Source organism: Rhizobacter koreensis (assembly GCF_013366375.1).
Taxonomy (GTDB): Bacteria; Pseudomonadota; Gammaproteobacteria; order Burkholderiales; family Burkholderiaceae_C; genus Schlegelella_A; species Schlegelella_A koreensis.
In genome coordinates this window covers 33,079-49,897 of the sequence record NZ_JABWMJ010000004.1, presented here as the reverse complement: position 1 = coordinate 49,897, position 16,819 = coordinate 33,079, and the positions used below count along the sequence as shown (strand labels likewise).

Here is a 16,819-nt window from a genome sequence, read left to right as displayed (position 1 = left end):
GCCCTGACCGACGCGTCCGCACGACGGCGCGCTCACGCGGCGCGCGGCGGTGCCGCCGCACGCCTGGCGAGCTTCAGCGCAGCGAGCGCGTCGCGCACCGCCCACACCACGACCGCGGCCGCGCACGCCGTCAGCAGCCACGACAGCACCGGGTACCGAACCGGCACCAGCGCGCTCGGCTCGTGGCGCCAGCGCGTGACCACCTGCCACGCGACGAACGCGATGTAGAGCCCGCTGTTGACCGCGAGCAGCATGTGGTTGGTGCGCTCCACGGGCGCCAGGATGCGGATGCGGTCCTCGACCACCGAATCGGCGATCGTCACGACGTACTCGAGCACGAGGATGCCGAGGATCACCCAGCCCCAGGCGCCGTGCCACTCGAGCCAGGCGAGGCCCGCGAACGAGATGCCGAACAGCCACGAGCGCGCGCTGTGCAGCGCGAGTTCGAGCGCGGCCTCGGTGCGCTGCGGCAGGTGCTCGCGCCACTCGTGGTTGACGAACGTGTCGAACGCGCCGAGGCCGCCGTGCACGACCAGCAGCACGAGGGCGATCTCGATCGGCGTCATGCGGACGGCAGTGCGATCGGCTGCAGCGGGTCGTCGGGCACCCGGTCGACGTCGGCGGTCCAGACCACCGCCTCCGAGTCGCTCGGCGCGCGCCAGTCGCCGCGCGGCGAGAGCGACCCGCCGGAGCCGACCTTCGGCGAGTTGGGCACCGCGCTGCGCTTGAACTGGCTGGTCTTGAAGAAGCGCCAGAGGAAGTTGCGCAGGTGCTTTTTGATCGCCGGCAGCGCGTACTCGTTGCGCGCGACCTCGGCACCGTCGATCCAGCGTCCCTGCTCCCGGTCGTGCCAGGCCGTGTACGCGAGGTACGCCACCTTGGTCGGTGCGAAGCCGTAGCGCAGCGTGTAGTAGAGGTGGAAGTCCTGCAGCTCGTAGGGGCCGACGCTCGCCTCGCTGCTCTGGTCGGGCTTTTCCTGCTCGGTGCCCGGGACGAGCTCGGGACTCACCTCGGTCGCGAGGATCTCGTCGAGGACCGAGTCGTCGCCGGCCTCGACCGAGCCGCTCGCCGCGACCCAGCGCACCAGGTGCTTGATCAGCGTCTTGGGGACGCTGGCGTTCACGTTGTAGTGCGACATGTGGTCGCCCACGCCGTAGGTGCACCAGCCGAGCGCGAGCTCGCTGAGGTCGCCGGTGCCGACCACGATGCCGTCGTGATAGTTCGCGAGACGGAACAGGTGACTGGTGCGCTCGCCCGCCTGCACGTTCTCGAACGCGATGTCGTAGACCGGCTCGCCTTTGGCGTACGGGTGGCCGATGTCGGCCAGCATCTGCAGGCAGCTCGGCCGGATGTCGATCTCCTCGGCGGTGCAGCCGACCGCCGCCATCAGCCGCTTGGCCTGCTCGAGCGTGCGCGTGCTGGTCGCGAAGCCCGGCATCGTGTACGCGAGGATGTTGCTGCGCGGCAGGCCGAGGCGGTCCATCGCCTTCGCGCACACCAGCAAGGCGTGCGTCGAGTCGAGCCCGCCCGAGACGCCGATCACCAGCTTCTTGATACCGGTCGCCGCGAGCCGCTGCAGCAGCGCGAGCACCTGGATGTTGTAGACCTCCATGCAGCGCTCGTCGCGGCGCTCGACGTCGGCCGGCACGTACGGGAAGCGCTCGACCGCACGCTGCAGCGGGAGCGGGAACGTGGTCGGCACGGGCAGCTCGAAGCGCACCGTGCGGAACGACGCGAGGCGCGCCTGGTGCGCCTCGGCCGACGCGCCGAACGACGTCATCCGCATGCGCTCGCGCGACACCCGCTCGAGGTCGACGTCGGCGGTGATGAAGTGCGAGCCGTCGACGAAGCGGTCCGACTCCGCGAGCATCTCGCCGTGCTCGTAGATCAGGGCCTGGCCGTCCCAGCCGAGGTCGGTGGTCGATTCGCCGAGGCCCGCCGACGAGTACAGGTACGCCGCCAGGCAGCGCGCCGACTGCAGGCTCACCAGGCGGTGCCGGTAGTCCGACTTGCCGATCGTGATGTTCGACGCCGAGAGGTTGACCAGCACCGTCGCGCCGGCGAGCGCCGCGTAGCTCGACGGCGGGATCGGCACCCACACGTCCTCGCAGATCTCGACGTGGATCTTCAGCAGCGGGATCGACGCCGCCTCGAAGATCAGGTCGGCGCCGAACGGCACCTCGGTGCCGAACAGGCGAACGCTCGTCGACGTCGCGGTCGAGCCGGGGTTGAACTGGCGCGCCTCGTAGAACTCGCCGTAGTTCGGCAGGTAGGTCTTCGGCACGATACCGAGCACGCGCCCGCCCGCGACCACCGCGGCGCAGTTGTAGAGCTTGTGGTCGACCCGAAACGGCAGGCCGACGATCGCGACCACCGGCACCCGCTCCGTGGCCTCGACGACCGTGCCGAGCGCCCGCTCGCAGGCTTCGAGCAGCGCCGCCTGGTGAAAGAGGTCGTCGCAGGTATAGGCCGACAGGCCCAGCTCGGGGAACGCCACCAGCACGGCGCCCTGGTCGTGTGCCTGCTCGAGCAGCGTGACCGTTTCGGCGGCGTTGAACACCGGGTCGGCGACGCGGATGCGCGGCACCGCGACCGAGACGCGCGCGAAGCCGTGCGCGTAGGGATTCAGGAACGCGAGCGTGGGGTCCAACGGTTCCTCCGGAATGATCGGTCGAACATCATGGCACGCGGGATGTCGCCGCACCCGCACGCAAGGAATGGCGACGCCGCGGGCGTCACTCGGGCCGCGGCAGCTCGAGGTCGGCCGATGCGGTCGTCGCGACGCAGAGTGCGCCCTCGAAGTGACGCAGCGCCTGCTCGTGGCGCTCGGCGCTCTGCGTGGCCGAGCAGTCGCGCGGCACCGTCACCTCATAGTCGCGCATGCGCGCATCGGCCGCGGTGTAGAGCACGCACTGGTCGCTGGCGACGCCGGTCACGACGAGCTTGCAGGCACGCAGATGGCGCAGCAGCAGGTCGAGCGGCGTGGCGTAGAAGCCCGAGTGCTTGGGCTTGAGCACGAAGTAGTCGTCGGCATCGGGCGCGAGCAGGTCGCCGATCCGGCCGCCACCGTTCGCCTCGGCGCGCGCCTGCGCGACCACCTCGCGGAAGTCGGAGCGCCAGCGCCCGTGGTTGTCGTTGGCGTAGATCACCGGAATCCTGTTGGCGCGGCAGCGCGCCTTCAGCGCCGCGATGCGTTCGGCCGCGGGCAGCGCGGATTCGAGCAGGCGATCGGCGTCCGGAAATTTCCAGTTGCTGAGCATGTCGATGATCAGCAGCGCGGTCGCGCCGGGCGCCTCGTCCTCGGCGAGCGGGGTTCGTTCGACTTCTTCAGGCATGGGTGTCGGGTTGTCGCAGGCCGCCGCGCGCGCTCACATGGGCTTGGCGACCATCAGGTAGAAAACGATCACGAGCGACACGAACGCCGGCACGCCGAGCGCCGTCCACCAGCGCCAGAGGCGCAGGTATTCGGCCGGCAATCCCTGGTTCGCGGCGGCGGCGGTCTCGGCGAGCTTGCGCATGCGGATCTGGATCGCGACCACCGGCAGCCAGCACGCGCCGGCAACGAAGTAGAGGACGATCGACCAGAGGATCCACGCGCTCGTGAGCGGGAATTGCGCCAGGTGCGCGAGCCACAAGCCGGTGACCGGCTGGATGACGATCGTCGACGTCGTGAACACCCAGTCGGCGATCACGACGAGCTTGACGACATTGGCTACCGTGCGCGCGTCGCCGGTTCGGCTCGCGAAGAACATGTAGTAGGCCGAGCCGATGCCGGTGCCGAACAGCACCGTCGAGGAGAGCACGTGCAGCCACTTGACGACGACGTATTCCATGCGCGAATGGACGCTGGTGATGCCCGGGCGTAGCAGCCGCCGTGCCGGCTGTCCTCAGCGGCGCGAGTCGCCGCCGCGGTCCAGCACCAGCAGCAGCACCAGGATGGCGACGATCGGCAGGTTCTTCAGCACCGGGCCGTACGGATGCAGCCAGAACTCCGGCAGGCGCACGGTGATGATCGCGGTGTAGCCGGCGATCAGCGCGAGCTGCGCGAGCCAGAGCCAGCGCCGGCCCTTGAGCAGCAGCGTCGCCACGCCGAACGCGAGGTCGAGCCCGGCCGCGCCATAGAGTGCGAGCGGCGCCAGGGCCGGCGGCACGCCGGCGCGCGCGAGCAGTGCGTAGCTCTCGTCGACCGGATAGATGCCGAGCGACACGATGCCGGTGACGATCCACACCGCGACCAGCGCGAGGCGCAGCAGGGGCACCAGCCAGGCGAGCGCGGCCGAGCGAAGCACGTCGAACGCGAACGCGCGTGGCACGAAGGCGGCGACGTCGCGCGGCGATCGGCCGAGCAGCGCCGTCGTCGCGTCGGCCGGCGCCACGTTGCCGCGCTGCAGCATCGCCCAGGTTTCGGGGTCGAGCGGGCTCGCCGGCACGTGTTGCAGCACGCGCGCGCCGAGCCCCACGAGCGCCGCCGGAACCGCGAACGTCAGCGCCGGCGGAAGGCCGAGCGAGCGGCGCAGCGCCGCCACGTAGCCGGCGAGCGTGGTCGCGCGCGGGCCGACCAGCGGAATGCGGCCGCGTGCGTGCAGTGGCCGCTCGACCAGCGCCTGCAGCGCCGGGATGAGATCGTCGACGTGGATCGGTTGCAGCGGCTGCTTGCCGCCTGCCGGCAACGGCAGCACCGGCGCGGTCGCGAGCGCGGTGAAAAGGCGCGCGCTCGCGCCGCCGGAGCCGAACACCAACGAGGGCTGCGCCACCGCCGCCTCGATCGGCAGGCCGAGCAAAACCTCGTCGGCGGCTCGCTTGCTGTGGTGATACGCGCTGGTCGCCGCGTCGTCGGCACCGAGCGCCGACACCTGCACGACCCGGCGCACGCCGGCCGCCGCACAGGCACGGAACAGCGCCGCCGGTGCGCGCGTGTGCAGCACGTCGAAGGTCTGCGAGCCGTGCTCGCGCAGGATGCCGACGCAGTTGACCGCGACGTCGACGCCCTGCACCGCCTGGCTCCAGGCGGCGGGCTCGACCGCTTCGGTGAGGTCGATGCGGACCCAGCGCTCGTCGGGCTGCAGGTCGCCGGGCGCGCTGCGACCGGCGAGGCGCAGCTGGTGCCCGGACTCGGCGAGCGCCGCGCGCAGGCGGCTGCCTATGAAGCCGCTGGCACCGACCAGCAGGACGTTCATGCGAGCGACGGCAGGTGGCGAGGAACGTGGAACGGCATTTGCCCCGACCTTGCAATCGACATTCCTGCCTTCCACGCCCATGCCGACCATTCCCCGCGCCCTCACCAACACCCTGACCACCGGCAGCGCCGCCAGCCTGCTCTCGCTGCTGATGCTCGCGCTCGGCGCGCGCCGCGAGGCGCAGGCGATCGCCGCGCCGATGAACGCGATCAGCCATTGGTTCTACGGCAAGCGCGCCTACACGATCGACGACGCGTCGCTCAAGCACACCGGCGTCGGCGTGGTTGTCCATCACCTGTCGGCGCTGGTCTGGGGCGCGCTGTTCGAGGCGGTGCTGAAAGGCCTGGCGAAGCGGCGCCGTCCGGTCGCGACGCACATCGGGAAAGCCACGAAGGATCGCGCGCCGGTCGGCGGCGTCGGGGCCGGTCCGCTGCTTGTGGGCGCCGCGGCGGTCACGGCGGTGGCCGCCCTCACCGACCTCAAGCTCGTTCCCGAGCGTCTGACCCCCGGCTTCGAGAACCGCCTGCGCCCGGGCAGCGTCGCCCTGGTCTACGTCGCGTTCGCGGCGGGCCTCGCGATCGCCGCCGCCGCGGCACGACGCGACTGAGCCATCCGTCACGCCGGGGCGACCGGCGCGCCTGATCGCGCCGGCACCGGTATCCGGGCACGACGCTGGGGCGTCGGCGCGCGACTACAGTTGCGCCCGAACGCCGCGTCACCTCCCGTGCCCTCTTCCCTTCCGCCCGCCCGTTCGCTGCCGCACGCCGCCCGCGCGCCCGGCCGCGAATGAAGCGCTGGGCCAAGGTCGCGCTGCCGATCGTCGCGGCAGCCGTCGTCGGCGGGTTCGTCGCGCGCGCCGTCGTCATCCGCAAGGCCGAGCAGGCCGCGGCGGCCGCACCGCTCCGGCCCGCCGGGCTCGAGCTCGCGGCCACCGACGTCGCCGCGGCGGAGGTCGTCGAGCTCGGCCAGGTGCTCGAGGTCTCGGGAGGCCTCAAGGCGTTCAACAGCGCGGTGATCCGCGCCAAGGTCGCTGCCGAAGTGCGCAGCCTCGACGTGCGCGAAGGCGATCGCGTGCGCGCCGGTCAGGTGCTCGGCCAGCTCGACCCGCTCGAGCTCGACCTGCGCGTGCGCCAGGCCGAGCAGACCGCCGCGTCGACGCGCTCGCAGTACGAGATCGCGCGCCGCACGCTCGAGAACAACCGCGCCCTGGTCGCGCAAGGCTTCATCTCGCCGACCGGCCTCGAGACGTCGGTCTCGAACGAGGCCGGTGCGCGCGCGACGCTGGAAGCCGCGAATGCCGCGGTCGACCTGGCGCGCAAGGCTCGCGCCGACGCCCGCCTCGTCGCCCCGATCGCCGGCATCGTGTCGCAACGCCTGGTGCAGCCGGGCGAGCGGGTCGCGATCGACGCGCGCCTCGTCGAGATCGTCGACCTGTCGCGCCTCGAGCTCGAGGCGGCGCTCGCCCCCGAGGACGTCGCCCGGCTCGAGCTCGGGCAGGTCGCGCAGCTGCAGGTCGACGGCATCGGCGCGCCCGTGGCGGCCCGCGTCGCCCGCATCAGCCCGACCGCGCAGCCCGGCACCCGGTCGGTGCTCGCATACCTGAGCGTCGAGCCGAACCCGGCGCTGCGCCAGGGGCTCTTCGCGCGCGGCCGCATCGAGCTGGCGCGCCGCCGGGTGCTCGCGGTGCCCGAGGCGGCGCTGCGCAGCGACCAGGCGGCGCCTTACGTGCTGCAGGTGGTCGAAGGCGTCGCGCGCCGCACGCCGGTGCGCGTCGGCAGCGCCGGACGCGTCGGCAACGAGGCGTGGGTCGAGATCGTTGACGGCCTTGCGGCCGGCGCCACCGTGCTGACGGCGAGCGCCGGCGTCGTGCGCGACGGCACCCGGGTGCGGCTCGCCGCGCCGGCCGCGGATGCGTCTGCAGCGGGCACCCGCAACGCCGGCAACGGCACCGCGTCGCCCCGCGCCTCCGCCACATCCGCCGCGCCTCTGCCGCCGTCTTCGCCCACGCCGGCGGCACGCTGAGCCATGTGGTTCACGCGCGTCTCGATCGCCAACCCGGTGCTGGCCACGATGGTCATGCTGGCGTTCGTCGTGCTGGGCCTCTTCAGCTACCAGCGCCTCGCGGTCGACCAGTTGCCGAACGTCGACTTCCCGACCGTCGTCGTCGCGATGGACTACCCCGGCGCGTCCCCCGAGATCGTCGAGAGCGAGGTGACGCGGCCGGTCGAGGAGGCGGTCAACACGGTCGCCGGCATCAACTCGCTCTACTCGCGCTCGTACGAAGGCACCTCGGTCGTCATCGTCGAGTTCAACCTCGACGTCGACGGCCGCAAGGCGGCCGAGGACGTTCGCGAGAAGGTCGCGGCGATCCGCCCTAACCTGCGCGACGAGGTCGAGCAGCCGCGCGTCTCGCGCTTCGACCCGCAGAGCGTGCCGATCTACAACGTCGCGGTGCTCTCGCCCGACGGGGCGACGTCGCCGCAGGCGCTCACGACGTGGGCGACGCAGGTGCTGCAGAAGCGCCTGCAGAACGTGCGCGGCGTCGGCTCGGTGAGCGTAGTCGGCGGTGTCGAGCGCCAGATCAACGTCTACCTGAAGCCTGCGGCGCTCGAGGCGCTCGGCATCGGTGTCGACCAGGTCGTCGCCGCGGTGCGCGGCGAGAACCAGGAGCTGCCGCTCGGCGCGATCCGCTCGCTGACCCAGGAGCGGGTAGTGCAGATCAACGCGCGCCTGAATCGCCCCGAGGACTTCCGCGAGATCGTCGTCGCACGCAAGACGGTGGGTGGGGCGACGCTCGCCGCCGGCGGCAACGCGTCGACCACGCCGGTCAAGCTGTGGCAGGTCGCCGACGTCGTCGACGGCCCGCAGGAGATCGAGAGCCTCGCGCTCTACAACGGCCGGCGCACCGTGCTGCTCTCGGTGCAGAAGTCGCAGGGCGAGAACACGATCGCGGTGGTCGACGGGCTCAACCGCGCACTCGCCGAGACGACGCCGCTGCTGCCCCCGGGCGTCAAGGTCGAGGTCAACCGCGACAACTCGCGCGCCATCCGCGTCGCCGTCGCGAACGTCAAGCAGACGCTGTTCGAAGGCGCCGCGCTGACCATCCTCATCGTCTTCCTGTTTCTCAACTCGTGGCGCTCGACGGTCATCACCGGGCTCACGCTGCCGATCGCGCTGATCGGCACCTTCGGATTCATGTACGCGTTCGGCTTCACGATCAACACCGTGACGATGATGGCGCTCTCGCTCTGCGTGGGCCTGCTCATCGACGACGCGATCGTGGTGCGCGAGAACATCGTGCGCCACGTGCAGATGGGCAAGAGCGCGCACGACGCGGCGCTCGCCGGCACCCAGGAGATCGGCCTCGCGGTGCTGGCGACCACGCTCTCGATCGTCGCCGTGTTCCTGCCGATCGGCTTCATGGGCGGCATCGTCGGCAAGTTCTTCCACGAGTTCGGTCTGACCATCGTCGCCGCGGTGCTGATCTCGATGTTCGTGAGCTTCACGCTCGACCCGATGCTCTCGAGCATCTGGCACGACCCGCAGGCCGGCCGCCACGGCGTGGTTGAAGCAAACGGGCGGCGTTCGTTCTACGACCGCACGGTCGGCCGCGTCACCGCCTGGTTCGACCGCTTCACCGAGCGCCTCGGCGACGCCTACCAGTCGATCCTCGCGTGGTCGCTCGGCCACAAGCGTGCGACGCTCGGCCTCGCGCTCCTCACCTTCGTGGCGAGCTTCTTCGTGGTGCCGATCCTCGGCGCCGAGTTCGTGCCGAAGGCGGACTTCTCGGAGACGCAGGTCAACTACTACACGCCGGTGGGCTCGTCGCTGGAGGCGACCGAGACGCGCGCGCGCCAGGTCGACGCCGCGCTGCGCGAGCTGCCGGAGGTCCGCTACACGGTCACCACGATCAACAGCGGGCAGGCCGCCGGCAAGATCTACGCGACCACCTACGTGCGCCTCGTCGATCGCGACCGGCGCGCGCGCAGCGTCAACCAGCTCGCGATCCCGATCCGCGAGCGCCTCGCGGCGATCCCCGGCATCACCGTCACCAACATCGGTCAGACCGACATGGGCGGCGGCAAGAGCCTGCAGTTCTCGGTGCAGGGCGACGACCTCGGCGAGCTCGAGCGGCTGTCGCGGATCATCATGCCGCGCCTCGCGGCGATCCCCGGCCTGGTGGACCTCGACAGCACCTTGAAGCCCGACAAGCCGACGATCGCGATCGATGTCCGGCGCGACGCCGCATCCGACGCGGGCCTCGGCGTCAACGCGCTCGCCGGACCCTTGCGCACGCTGGTCGCCGGCACGCTGGTCGGCAACTGGCGCGCGGAGGACGGCGAGAACTACGACGTCAACGTGCGCCTCGCCCCGCAGAGCCGCAGTGCGATCGAGGACCTGCAGCGCCTGCCGATCGTCGTCGCGGCGGCCGCCGACGGCTCGCCACGGGTGGTGCGCCTCTCGCAGATCGCCGACGTGCGCGCCTCGACCGGCCCCAACCAGATCAACCGGCGCGACCTCGCGCGCGAGATCAACATCGACGCCAACGCGCTCGGCCGCAGCTCGGGCGACGTGTCGGCGGACATCCGCCGGGTGCTCGACGGCATCGACTGGCCGCCCGGCTACCGCTATCGCTTCGGCGGCTCGACCAAGAACATGACCGAGTCGTTCGACTACGCGCTAGGCGCCCTCGGCCTCGCGATCGTCTTCATCTACATGATCCTGGCGAGCCAGTTCAGGAGCTTTCTGCAGCCGCTCGCCCTGATGAGCTCGCTGCCGCTGACGCTGATCGGCGTCGTGCTCGCCCTGCTGGTGTTCCGCTCGACGCTCAACATGTTCTCGATCATCGGCATCGTGATGCTGATGGGCCTGGTCACCAAGAACGCGATCCTGCTGATCGACTTCGCGATCCGCGCCCAGCGCGGCGAGCACGAGGCGGGCGGCGCCGCGCCGCTCGAGCGCGAGGCGGCGCTGCTGCACGCGGCGCGGGTGCGGCTGCGTCCGATCCTCATGACGACGCTCGCCATGATCTTCGGCATGGTGCCGCTCGCGTTCGCGCTCTCGGAAGGCTCGGAGCAGCGCGCACCGATGGGCCAGGCGGTGATCGGGGGCGTGATCACGTCGTCGCTGCTGACGCTGGTGGTGGTGCCGGTCGTCTACTGCTACCTCGACGACGCGTCGCGCTGGCTCAAGCGCAGGCTCGGCCTCGCGGCGCGCCCCGTGCAGCCTGCCACGGTGACGAACGGCTGATGGGGGCACCCTTCGGCGCCGGCCGGTTCGCCGAGCCCGAAACCCTAAACTACGGGGCTGCCCGCGCGCCCACTTTCCGCCTGCCATGAACGTCGAACTCGCCCGCTTCAACATGATCGAGCAGCAGATCCGGCCCTGGGACGTGCACGACCCCGAGGTGCTGCAGCTGCTCGCCGTGGTCAGGCGCGAGGACTTCGTTCCTGCCGAGCACCGCCAGCTCGCGTTCGTCGACACCGAAGTGCCGCTGCCGAACGGTCAGTGCATGCTGCAGCCGAAGATCGAGGCGCGTCTGCTCGCGGAACTGCAGGTGCAGCGTCACGAGCGCGTGCTCGAGATCGGCGCCGGCTCGGGCTACATGGCCGCCCTGCTCGCGCACCGCGCCCAGCACGTCACCACGCTCGAGATCGACCCCCAGCTCGCGCAGCTCGCCGCCGACAACCTGCGCCGCGCCGGCGTCAAGAACGTCGACGTGCTGAACGTCGACGGCGCTGCCAGCGTCCCGGTCGAAGGGCCGTTCGACGTGATCGTGCTCTCGGGCTCGGTCGCCGAGGTGCCGTCCAACCTGCTCGCGCAGCTCAAGGTCGGCGGGCGGCTGACCGCCATCGTCGGCCAGCGTCCGGTCATGCGCTCGGTGCTGATGACGCGCGACGCCGACGGCAGCTTCAGGACGCGGGTGCTGTTCGACACCGTCGCGCAGCGCCTCAGGAATTTCGGCGAGCCGAGCCGCTTCCACTTCTGATGGCGCGCCGCGAGGTCAGCCTGCCGCGCGCCGGCGGCGCCGGCCCGCGGGACGCCGGGCGCGGCCGCGCGCGCGGCGCGGCGCTTCGCGCGGCGCCCCTCGCGCTGGCACTCGTCCTCGGCGCCGGTCTCGCCCGAGCGCAATCGCTCGGCGAGCTCTACGGCGCGGCGCACGCCTACGACGCCACCTATCTGTCGGCGCGCGCCCAGGCCGAGTCGGCGCCGTACCGCGTCGAGCAGGCGCGCGCGCTGCTGCGCCCGAACCTGGCGCTCGCCGGCAGTGCGGTGCGCAGCTACTCGAACCCCGCGCTCGGCGAGAGCTACGGCAGCCATTCGTTCAACTTGCAGATCAGCGGGCGCCAGCCGCTCTTCAATCGCGCCAACGTCGCCAACCTCGGCCAGGCCGAGCGTTCGCTCGAAGCGTCGAACGCCGAGCTCGCGGCGGCCGAGCAGGACCTCATCCTGCGCCTCAGCCAGGCCTACTTCGACGTGCTCGCCGCGCAGGACACGCTCGCCACCACGCGCACCAGCATGGCCGCGATCAGCGAGCAGCTCGCGTCGGCGCGCCGCAATTTCGAGGTCGGCACCGCGACGATCACCGACACGCGCGAGGCGCAGGCCCGCTACGACCTCGCGCGCGCGCAGGAGATCGCGGCGCAGAACGACCTCAACAACCGGCAGATCGTGCTCGACCAGCTGGTCGGGCGCAGCAACGTCGCGCCGCGCCCGCTCGCCGCGCCGGTGACGCTGCCCGACGTGCCGGCCGGCAACATCGACGTGCTGGCTGCCGACGCCGCCAACGGCCATCCGCAGGTGCGCCGCGCGCAAGCCGCCTACGAGATCGCCCAGCTCGAGACCGAGAAGGCGCGCGCCGGCCGCCTGCCGACGATCGACGCCATCGCCTCCCTCGGCGCCGGCCGCAGCACCGTCGCGGCGGGCCAGACCGGCAACAACGCCGGCTCGAGCATCGGCGTGCAGCTCAACCTGCCTCTCTACACCGGCGGCCAGGTGCAGGCACGGATCGCCGAGACGCTGGCGCTCGAGGAGCGCTACCGCAACGACCTCGAAGCGGTGCGCCGCCTCGTGACCCAGCAGACGCGCCAGGCGTACTACACGCTCGGCTCGAGCGCGGCGCAGGTGCGCGCGCTCGAGGCCGCCGAGTCGTCGAGCCAGCTGGCGCTCGAAGCGACGCAGCTCGGCTACCGGGTCGGCGTGCGCGTCAACCTCGACGTGCTGAACGCGCAGACCCAGCTCTTCCAGACCCGGCGCGACCTCGCCCGCGCGCGCTACGACGTGCTGCTCGGGACGCTGCGCCTGCGCCAGGCGGCCGGGCAGCTCGCGCCGGCGGACCTGGTCGCCGTCGACGCCGTGCTGACGCGCTGAGCGCGGCGTCCTGCTCGGCGCGTGGTGCGTCACTCTCGCCGCGCGTGCCGAGGGGTCGCACCGCGGCCCGGTCGCCGTCATTCGCCGCCGCGCCTCGTCGCTCCCTACCCGATCGACCCGGGCGTTCCGCCGGCGCGACGCCGGCGTCCGGTACCGCCTGACGCGTTCGGCGCCCGTCCTGCAGCCGGCATGCGCCGGTCCTATGATCCGCCCCCGCAACGATCATCCGGAGCCCTATCTTGGCCACCTCCCTCGCCCGCATGGCTCCCCTCGCCGCCGCGCTGCTGCTGGCGGCGTGCGCGAGCACCGACGCGCCGCGCGCCCTCGACCCTGCCGGCGCTCCGAGCGCGAGTGCAGCCCCGCGCGCACCCGACGCCGCCCTGCTCGCCGCGGCGACCGCCGAGCAGCCGGCGGTCGTGAAGACGCTCGAGCGGCTCGTCAACATCGAGACCGGCACCGGCGACGCCGACGGGATGGCGGCGATGGGCCGCCTGCTCGAGGGCGAGCTGACCGCGCTCGGCGCGACGGTGACGCGGCATCCCGCGGTGGCCGGCGTCGTCGGCGAGAACATCGTCGGCCGCATCCGCGGCAACGGCACGCGCCGCATCCTGATGATCGGCCACATGGACACCGTGTACGTGAAAGGCACGCTGGCCGAGGCGCCGTTCCGCGTCGAGGGCACCCGCGCCTACGGCCCCGGCATCGCCGACGACAAGGGCGGTGTCGCAGTGATCCTGCACACGCTGCGCCTGCTGCGCGCGCGGGGCTTCGACCGCTTCGGCGAGATCACGGTGATGTTCAACACCGACGAGGAACGCGGCTCGTTCGGCTCGCGCGACCTGATCCGGAAGCTCGCCTCGGAGAACGACGTCGTGCTGTCGTTCGAGCCGAGCGGCACGACCGAGTCGCTGACGCTCGGCACCGCCGGCATCGTTTACTACAGGGTGCGCGTGAAGGGTCTGGCGGCGCATGCGGGCGCCAACCCCGAGCTCGGTGTCAACGCGCTGGTCGAGGCCTCGGACATCGTGCAGCGCACCGCCGACCTGGACGACAAGTCGCGCGACCTGCGCTTCAACTGGACCATCGGCAAGAGCGGCGGCGTCGCCAACATCATCCCGGACGCCGCCGAGCTCGAGGCGAACATCCGCTACGCGCGCAGGGAGGACCTCGACCGCCTGCTCGCCACGCTCGAGCAGCGCATCCAGGGCCGCAAGAAGCTCGACAAGAGCGAGATCACGATCGCGCCCGAGTACGGCCGCCCGGCCTTCAACGCGACGCCCGAAGGCCGAGCGCTGGTGCAGCGCGCGGTCTCGATCTATTCCGAGGTCGGGGGCAAGCTCGCGGTGGTCGATCGCACCGGCGGCGGCACCGACGCCGCCTACGCGGCGCTGTCCGGCAAGCCGGTCATCGAGAGCCTGGGCCTGCCGGGCTTCGGCTATCACAGCAACCAGGCCGAGTACGTGCAGATCGACGCGATCCCGCGCCGGCTCTACCTCGCGAGCCGGCTCGTGATGGAGCTGTCGGGGCGCTGACGGGCTGGCGCGTCAACGGAGGCGCGACGGCTGCGCAAATCGCTGCGCGTGGATGCGCCGGCGCGTCGGATAACAGCGCGCCCGCAGCCTACAGCGGTCTCCGAGCGTCGGTCCGGCGTGTCTCGTTCAGTCAATGCGCGCCGCGGCGCGGGCGAGCCGGGCGGCGCGGCGTTCAGCCGCCGTGCTCGTCGGCACGTCCGGCGAGTACCTGCGCGATGCGCTCGGCAGTGCTCGCCGCGGCTCCCCGGTGCGCCGACGCAAACGCGAAGGCCCGCGCCGCGCGATCGCGACGCGCGTCGGCAGCGCCCGGCTCGAGCCACGCCAGCGCCCGCTCGACCGCCGCGTCGATGTCCGGCACGCGCGCGGCCGCTCCCGCCTCGATCGCGCGCTCGGCGGCGTCTTCGAAGTTGAACGTGTGCGGGCCCACGACCAGCGGGCAGCCGCACGCCGCCGCCTCGATCAGGTTCTGACCGCCGAGCGGCGCGAAGCTGCCGCCGAGCAGCGCGACGTCGGCGAGCACGTACCACGCCGGCATCTCCATCATCGAGTCGCCGAGCCAGACGTCGGCCGCACCGTCGGCGGCCGAAGGGGCGTCGTCCCACCGGCTGCGCCGCGCGAGCGTGAAGCCGGCTTCCACGACGAGGTCGGCGACCGCGTCGAAGCGCTGCGGATGGCGCGGCACGATCACCAGCAGCGGCGGTGCGGCGACGCGCTGCCAGCTCGCCAGCAGCCGCGCCTCCTCGCCCTCGCGCGTGACGGCGGCGAGCACGACACGGCGCTCGCCGACCGCGCCGCGCCAGGCACGCCCGCGTGCCATCGTCGCGGCGTCGGGCGTCAGGTCGAACTTCAGGTTGCCGAGCACCTCGACGCATCGGGCGCCGACTTCGAGGAGCCGTTCGGCGTCGGTCCCGGTCTGCGCTGCGACATGCGCCAGGCGTGCGAACGCGGGCCGCAGCAGCGCATCGACACGCCGGCCCCGGCGCCGGCTGCGCTCGCTGAGCCGCGCATTGACGAGCAGCATCGGCACGCCGAGCCGGGTCGCCTCGGCGATCAGGTTGGGCCAGACCTCGGTCTCGAGCAGCACCCCGGCGGCGGGTCGGAACCGTCGGACGAAGCGGCGCACCGCGCCCGGCGTGTCGAACGGCAACCACGCCTGCGCGTCGCCGTCGCGCAGCAGCGATGCCCCGGCGGCGCGGCCGGTGGCGGTGCCGTGCGTCAGCAGCAGGCGCACGCCTGGAAGCCGCTCGCGGAGGGCGTCGATCAGCGGCGCCGCGGCGCGCGTCTCGCCGAGCGAGACGGCGTGGATCCAGAGGGCGCCCGGGGCGAGCGGCGGCGCACCGCGGTAGAAGCCGACGCGTTCGCCGAGCGCGGCGCGGTAGAGCGGCTCGGCGCGGCCGCGCCACAGCACGCGCAGCAGGTACGCGGGCAGCCCCAGCCGCAGCAGCGAGGAATAGGCGGCGCGCGCGAAGCGCTGCGGCAGGCTCTCGCGCAACGATGGCGGCGTCGCGCGGCCGCCGGTCGATGCCGCCCGACGCGGCGTCGCTCGCGTCATGCCGATGGCGACGCACCCGGCGCGGGCTGTCCGACGCGCTGCCACGCCTCCCACACCGCGTAGACCGACGGCGCCGGGCGGCCCTCGACCGCCACCTGATGCCGCGCACCATGGCGCGCTTGCGGGCCGGTGCGCCAGGCCGTCGGGTGGTTGTAGACCTGGACGTGCGGCAGGCCGAGCGCGACGGCGATGTGGCTCGGCCCGCTGTCGACGCCGATCGCACCGGCGCTCGCCGCGAGGCGGTCGACGAAGCTGCCGAGATCGAGCGTCGGCCAGACCTGGGCGGCGGCTCCGATGCCGGCCGCGATGTGCTCGGCGCGCGCGCGCTCGGCCGCGTCGGCGGTCGGCAGCGCGATGCGCGCGCCGGAATTCGCGAGGCGTCGTCCGAGCTCGATCCAGTTCGCCTCGGGCCAGAGCTTGTCGGCGCGCGAGGTGCCGTGGATGAAGACGACCGGTGCGTCGGGCCGAGTCCCTGCACCATCGATCGCTGCGGCGGCCGACTCGTCCGCGTCGCCCACCGCCGCGACGTCGGCGCCGCCGGCGCCGCGCAACGCGGCGCCGGCGACTCGTGCAAGCCCGTCGGAGCCGCCTGCCGGCGGGGGCTCCGCGCGTTCGCCGGTCGCGCTCCCACTGCCGATCCTGCGCGCCCCCCGCAGCCCGAACCTCGGCGGCCCCGACACCGCGGTGCCGAGCGCCTTCGCCGCCAGCTCGCGCGAGCGGTCGACGGCGTGGCTGCGCGGCTCGACGCGGATCGCGCGGCCGACCAGCCAGCGCGCGGGCGCCTCGTGACTCGAACCTTCGGTACGGTTGGCGAGCCCCACGCTCGGGCCGCGCGCCAGCGCGGCGACGAGCGCCGACTTGGTGAGCCCCTGCAGGTCGAGCACCAGGTCGTAGCGCTCGCGCCGCAAGCGGTGAACGAACGCGCGCACCTGCGAACGGACCGCCGCGCGGAGCAGCCCCTCGCGGCGCCAGCGCCGCAACGGCATCTCGATGACCGCGTCGACGCCCTCGGTGCGCTGCAGCAACGGTGCGAAGCCCGGCTCGACGACCCAGTCGATGCGCACACCTGGTCGGGCAACGCGGATGTCGGCGACCACCGGCAGCGCGTGCACCACGTCGCCGAGCGACGACAACTTGACGATCAGGACCCGCACGTCGGGGCTCGGTGCCGCGGCGGCAGCCGAACC

13 protein-coding genes are annotated in these 16,819 nt (G+C 72.5%); 6 read left to right on the top strand and 7 right to left on the bottom strand.

Annotation, left to right across the window (positions count from 1 at the left end):
• Positions 1-32: 32 nt before the first annotated feature.
• From HQN59_RS09600 to HQN59_RS09580, 5 genes are all read right to left on the bottom strand, one after another.
• Positions 33-566: a hypothetical protein gene (locus tag HQN59_RS09600; protein WP_176068599.1), complete on the bottom strand. Its 534-nt coding sequence runs from the start codon at positions 564-566 to the stop codon at positions 33-35.
• On the bottom strand, positions 563-2,650 hold the full coding sequence (locus HQN59_RS09595; RefSeq protein WP_176068597.1) for an NAD(+) synthase: 2,088 nt from the start codon (positions 2,648-2,650) through the stop codon (positions 563-565). The genes HQN59_RS09600 and HQN59_RS09595 overlap by 4 nt, the downstream gene beginning before the upstream one ends.
• A gap of 85 nt (positions 2,651-2,735) precedes the next feature.
• A complete protein-coding gene (locus tag HQN59_RS09590) occupies positions 2,736-3,335 on the bottom strand; it encodes a cysteine hydrolase family protein (RefSeq protein ID WP_176068596.1) in 600 nt (199 codons plus the stop codon).
• A gap of 33 nt (positions 3,336-3,368) precedes the next feature.
• Positions 3,369-3,833, bottom strand: a complete 465-nt coding sequence (locus HQN59_RS09585; RefSeq protein ID WP_176068594.1) for a DUF2269 family protein — start codon at positions 3,831-3,833, stop codon at positions 3,369-3,371.
• A 54-nt stretch (positions 3,834-3,887) separates the two neighbouring features.
• On the bottom strand, positions 3,888-5,177 hold the full coding sequence (locus HQN59_RS09580) for an SDR family oxidoreductase (protein WP_176068592.1): 1,290 nt from the start codon (positions 5,175-5,177) through the stop codon (positions 3,888-3,890).
• A gap of 79 nt (positions 5,178-5,256) precedes the next feature.
• Between HQN59_RS09580 and HQN59_RS09575 the strand changes: the two genes are divergently transcribed.
• The 6 genes from HQN59_RS09575 (at position 5,257) to HQN59_RS09550 (ending at position 14,080) form a co-directional block, all read left to right on the top strand.
• The gene (locus tag HQN59_RS09575) at positions 5,257-5,784 is read left to right on the top strand and encodes a hypothetical protein (RefSeq protein WP_176068590.1); all 528 of its coding nucleotides are present in this window, start codon (positions 5,257-5,259) and stop codon (positions 5,782-5,784) included.
• A gap of 179 nt (positions 5,785-5,963) precedes the next feature.
• On the top strand, positions 5,964-7,199 hold the full coding sequence (locus tag HQN59_RS09570; RefSeq protein WP_176068588.1) for an efflux RND transporter periplasmic adaptor subunit: 1,236 nt from the start codon (positions 5,964-5,966) through the stop codon (positions 7,197-7,199).
• A 3-nt stretch (positions 7,200-7,202) separates the two neighbouring features.
• A complete protein-coding gene (locus HQN59_RS09565) occupies positions 7,203-10,427 on the top strand; it encodes an efflux RND transporter permease subunit (RefSeq protein ID WP_176068586.1) in 3,225 nt (1,074 codons plus the stop codon).
• An 85-nt stretch (positions 10,428-10,512) separates the two neighbouring features.
• The gene (locus HQN59_RS09560; RefSeq protein WP_176068585.1) at positions 10,513-11,166 is read left to right on the top strand and encodes a protein-L-isoaspartate O-methyltransferase family protein; all 654 of its coding nucleotides are present in this window, start codon (positions 10,513-10,515) and stop codon (positions 11,164-11,166) included.
• Complete coding sequence (locus HQN59_RS09555; RefSeq protein WP_176068583.1) at positions 11,166-12,548, top strand: TolC family outer membrane protein; 1,383 nt, start codon at positions 11,166-11,168, stop codon at positions 12,546-12,548. The genes HQN59_RS09560 and HQN59_RS09555 overlap by 1 nt, the downstream gene beginning before the upstream one ends.
• A 239-nt stretch (positions 12,549-12,787) precedes the next feature.
• A complete protein-coding gene (locus HQN59_RS09550) occupies positions 12,788-14,080 on the top strand; it encodes a glutamate carboxypeptidase (RefSeq protein ID WP_246294822.1) in 1,293 nt (430 codons plus the stop codon).
• 172 nt (positions 14,081-14,252) lie between these two features.
• On the opposite strand, the gene HQN59_RS09545 is transcribed toward HQN59_RS09550, so the two are convergent.
• Positions 14,253-15,638 (bottom strand): 3-deoxy-D-manno-octulosonic acid transferase, encoded by a 1,386-nt coding sequence (locus HQN59_RS09545; protein ID WP_425342714.1) that lies wholly within the window; start codon positions 15,636-15,638, stop codon positions 14,253-14,255.
• Positions 15,629-16,786, bottom strand: coding sequence for a lipopolysaccharide heptosyltransferase I (gene waaC / locus HQN59_RS09540; protein ID WP_176068579.1), 1,158 nt, complete (start codon positions 16,784-16,786; stop codon positions 15,629-15,631). The genes HQN59_RS09545 and waaC overlap by 10 nt, the downstream gene beginning before the upstream one ends.
• Positions 16,787-16,819 lie beyond the last annotated feature (33 nt).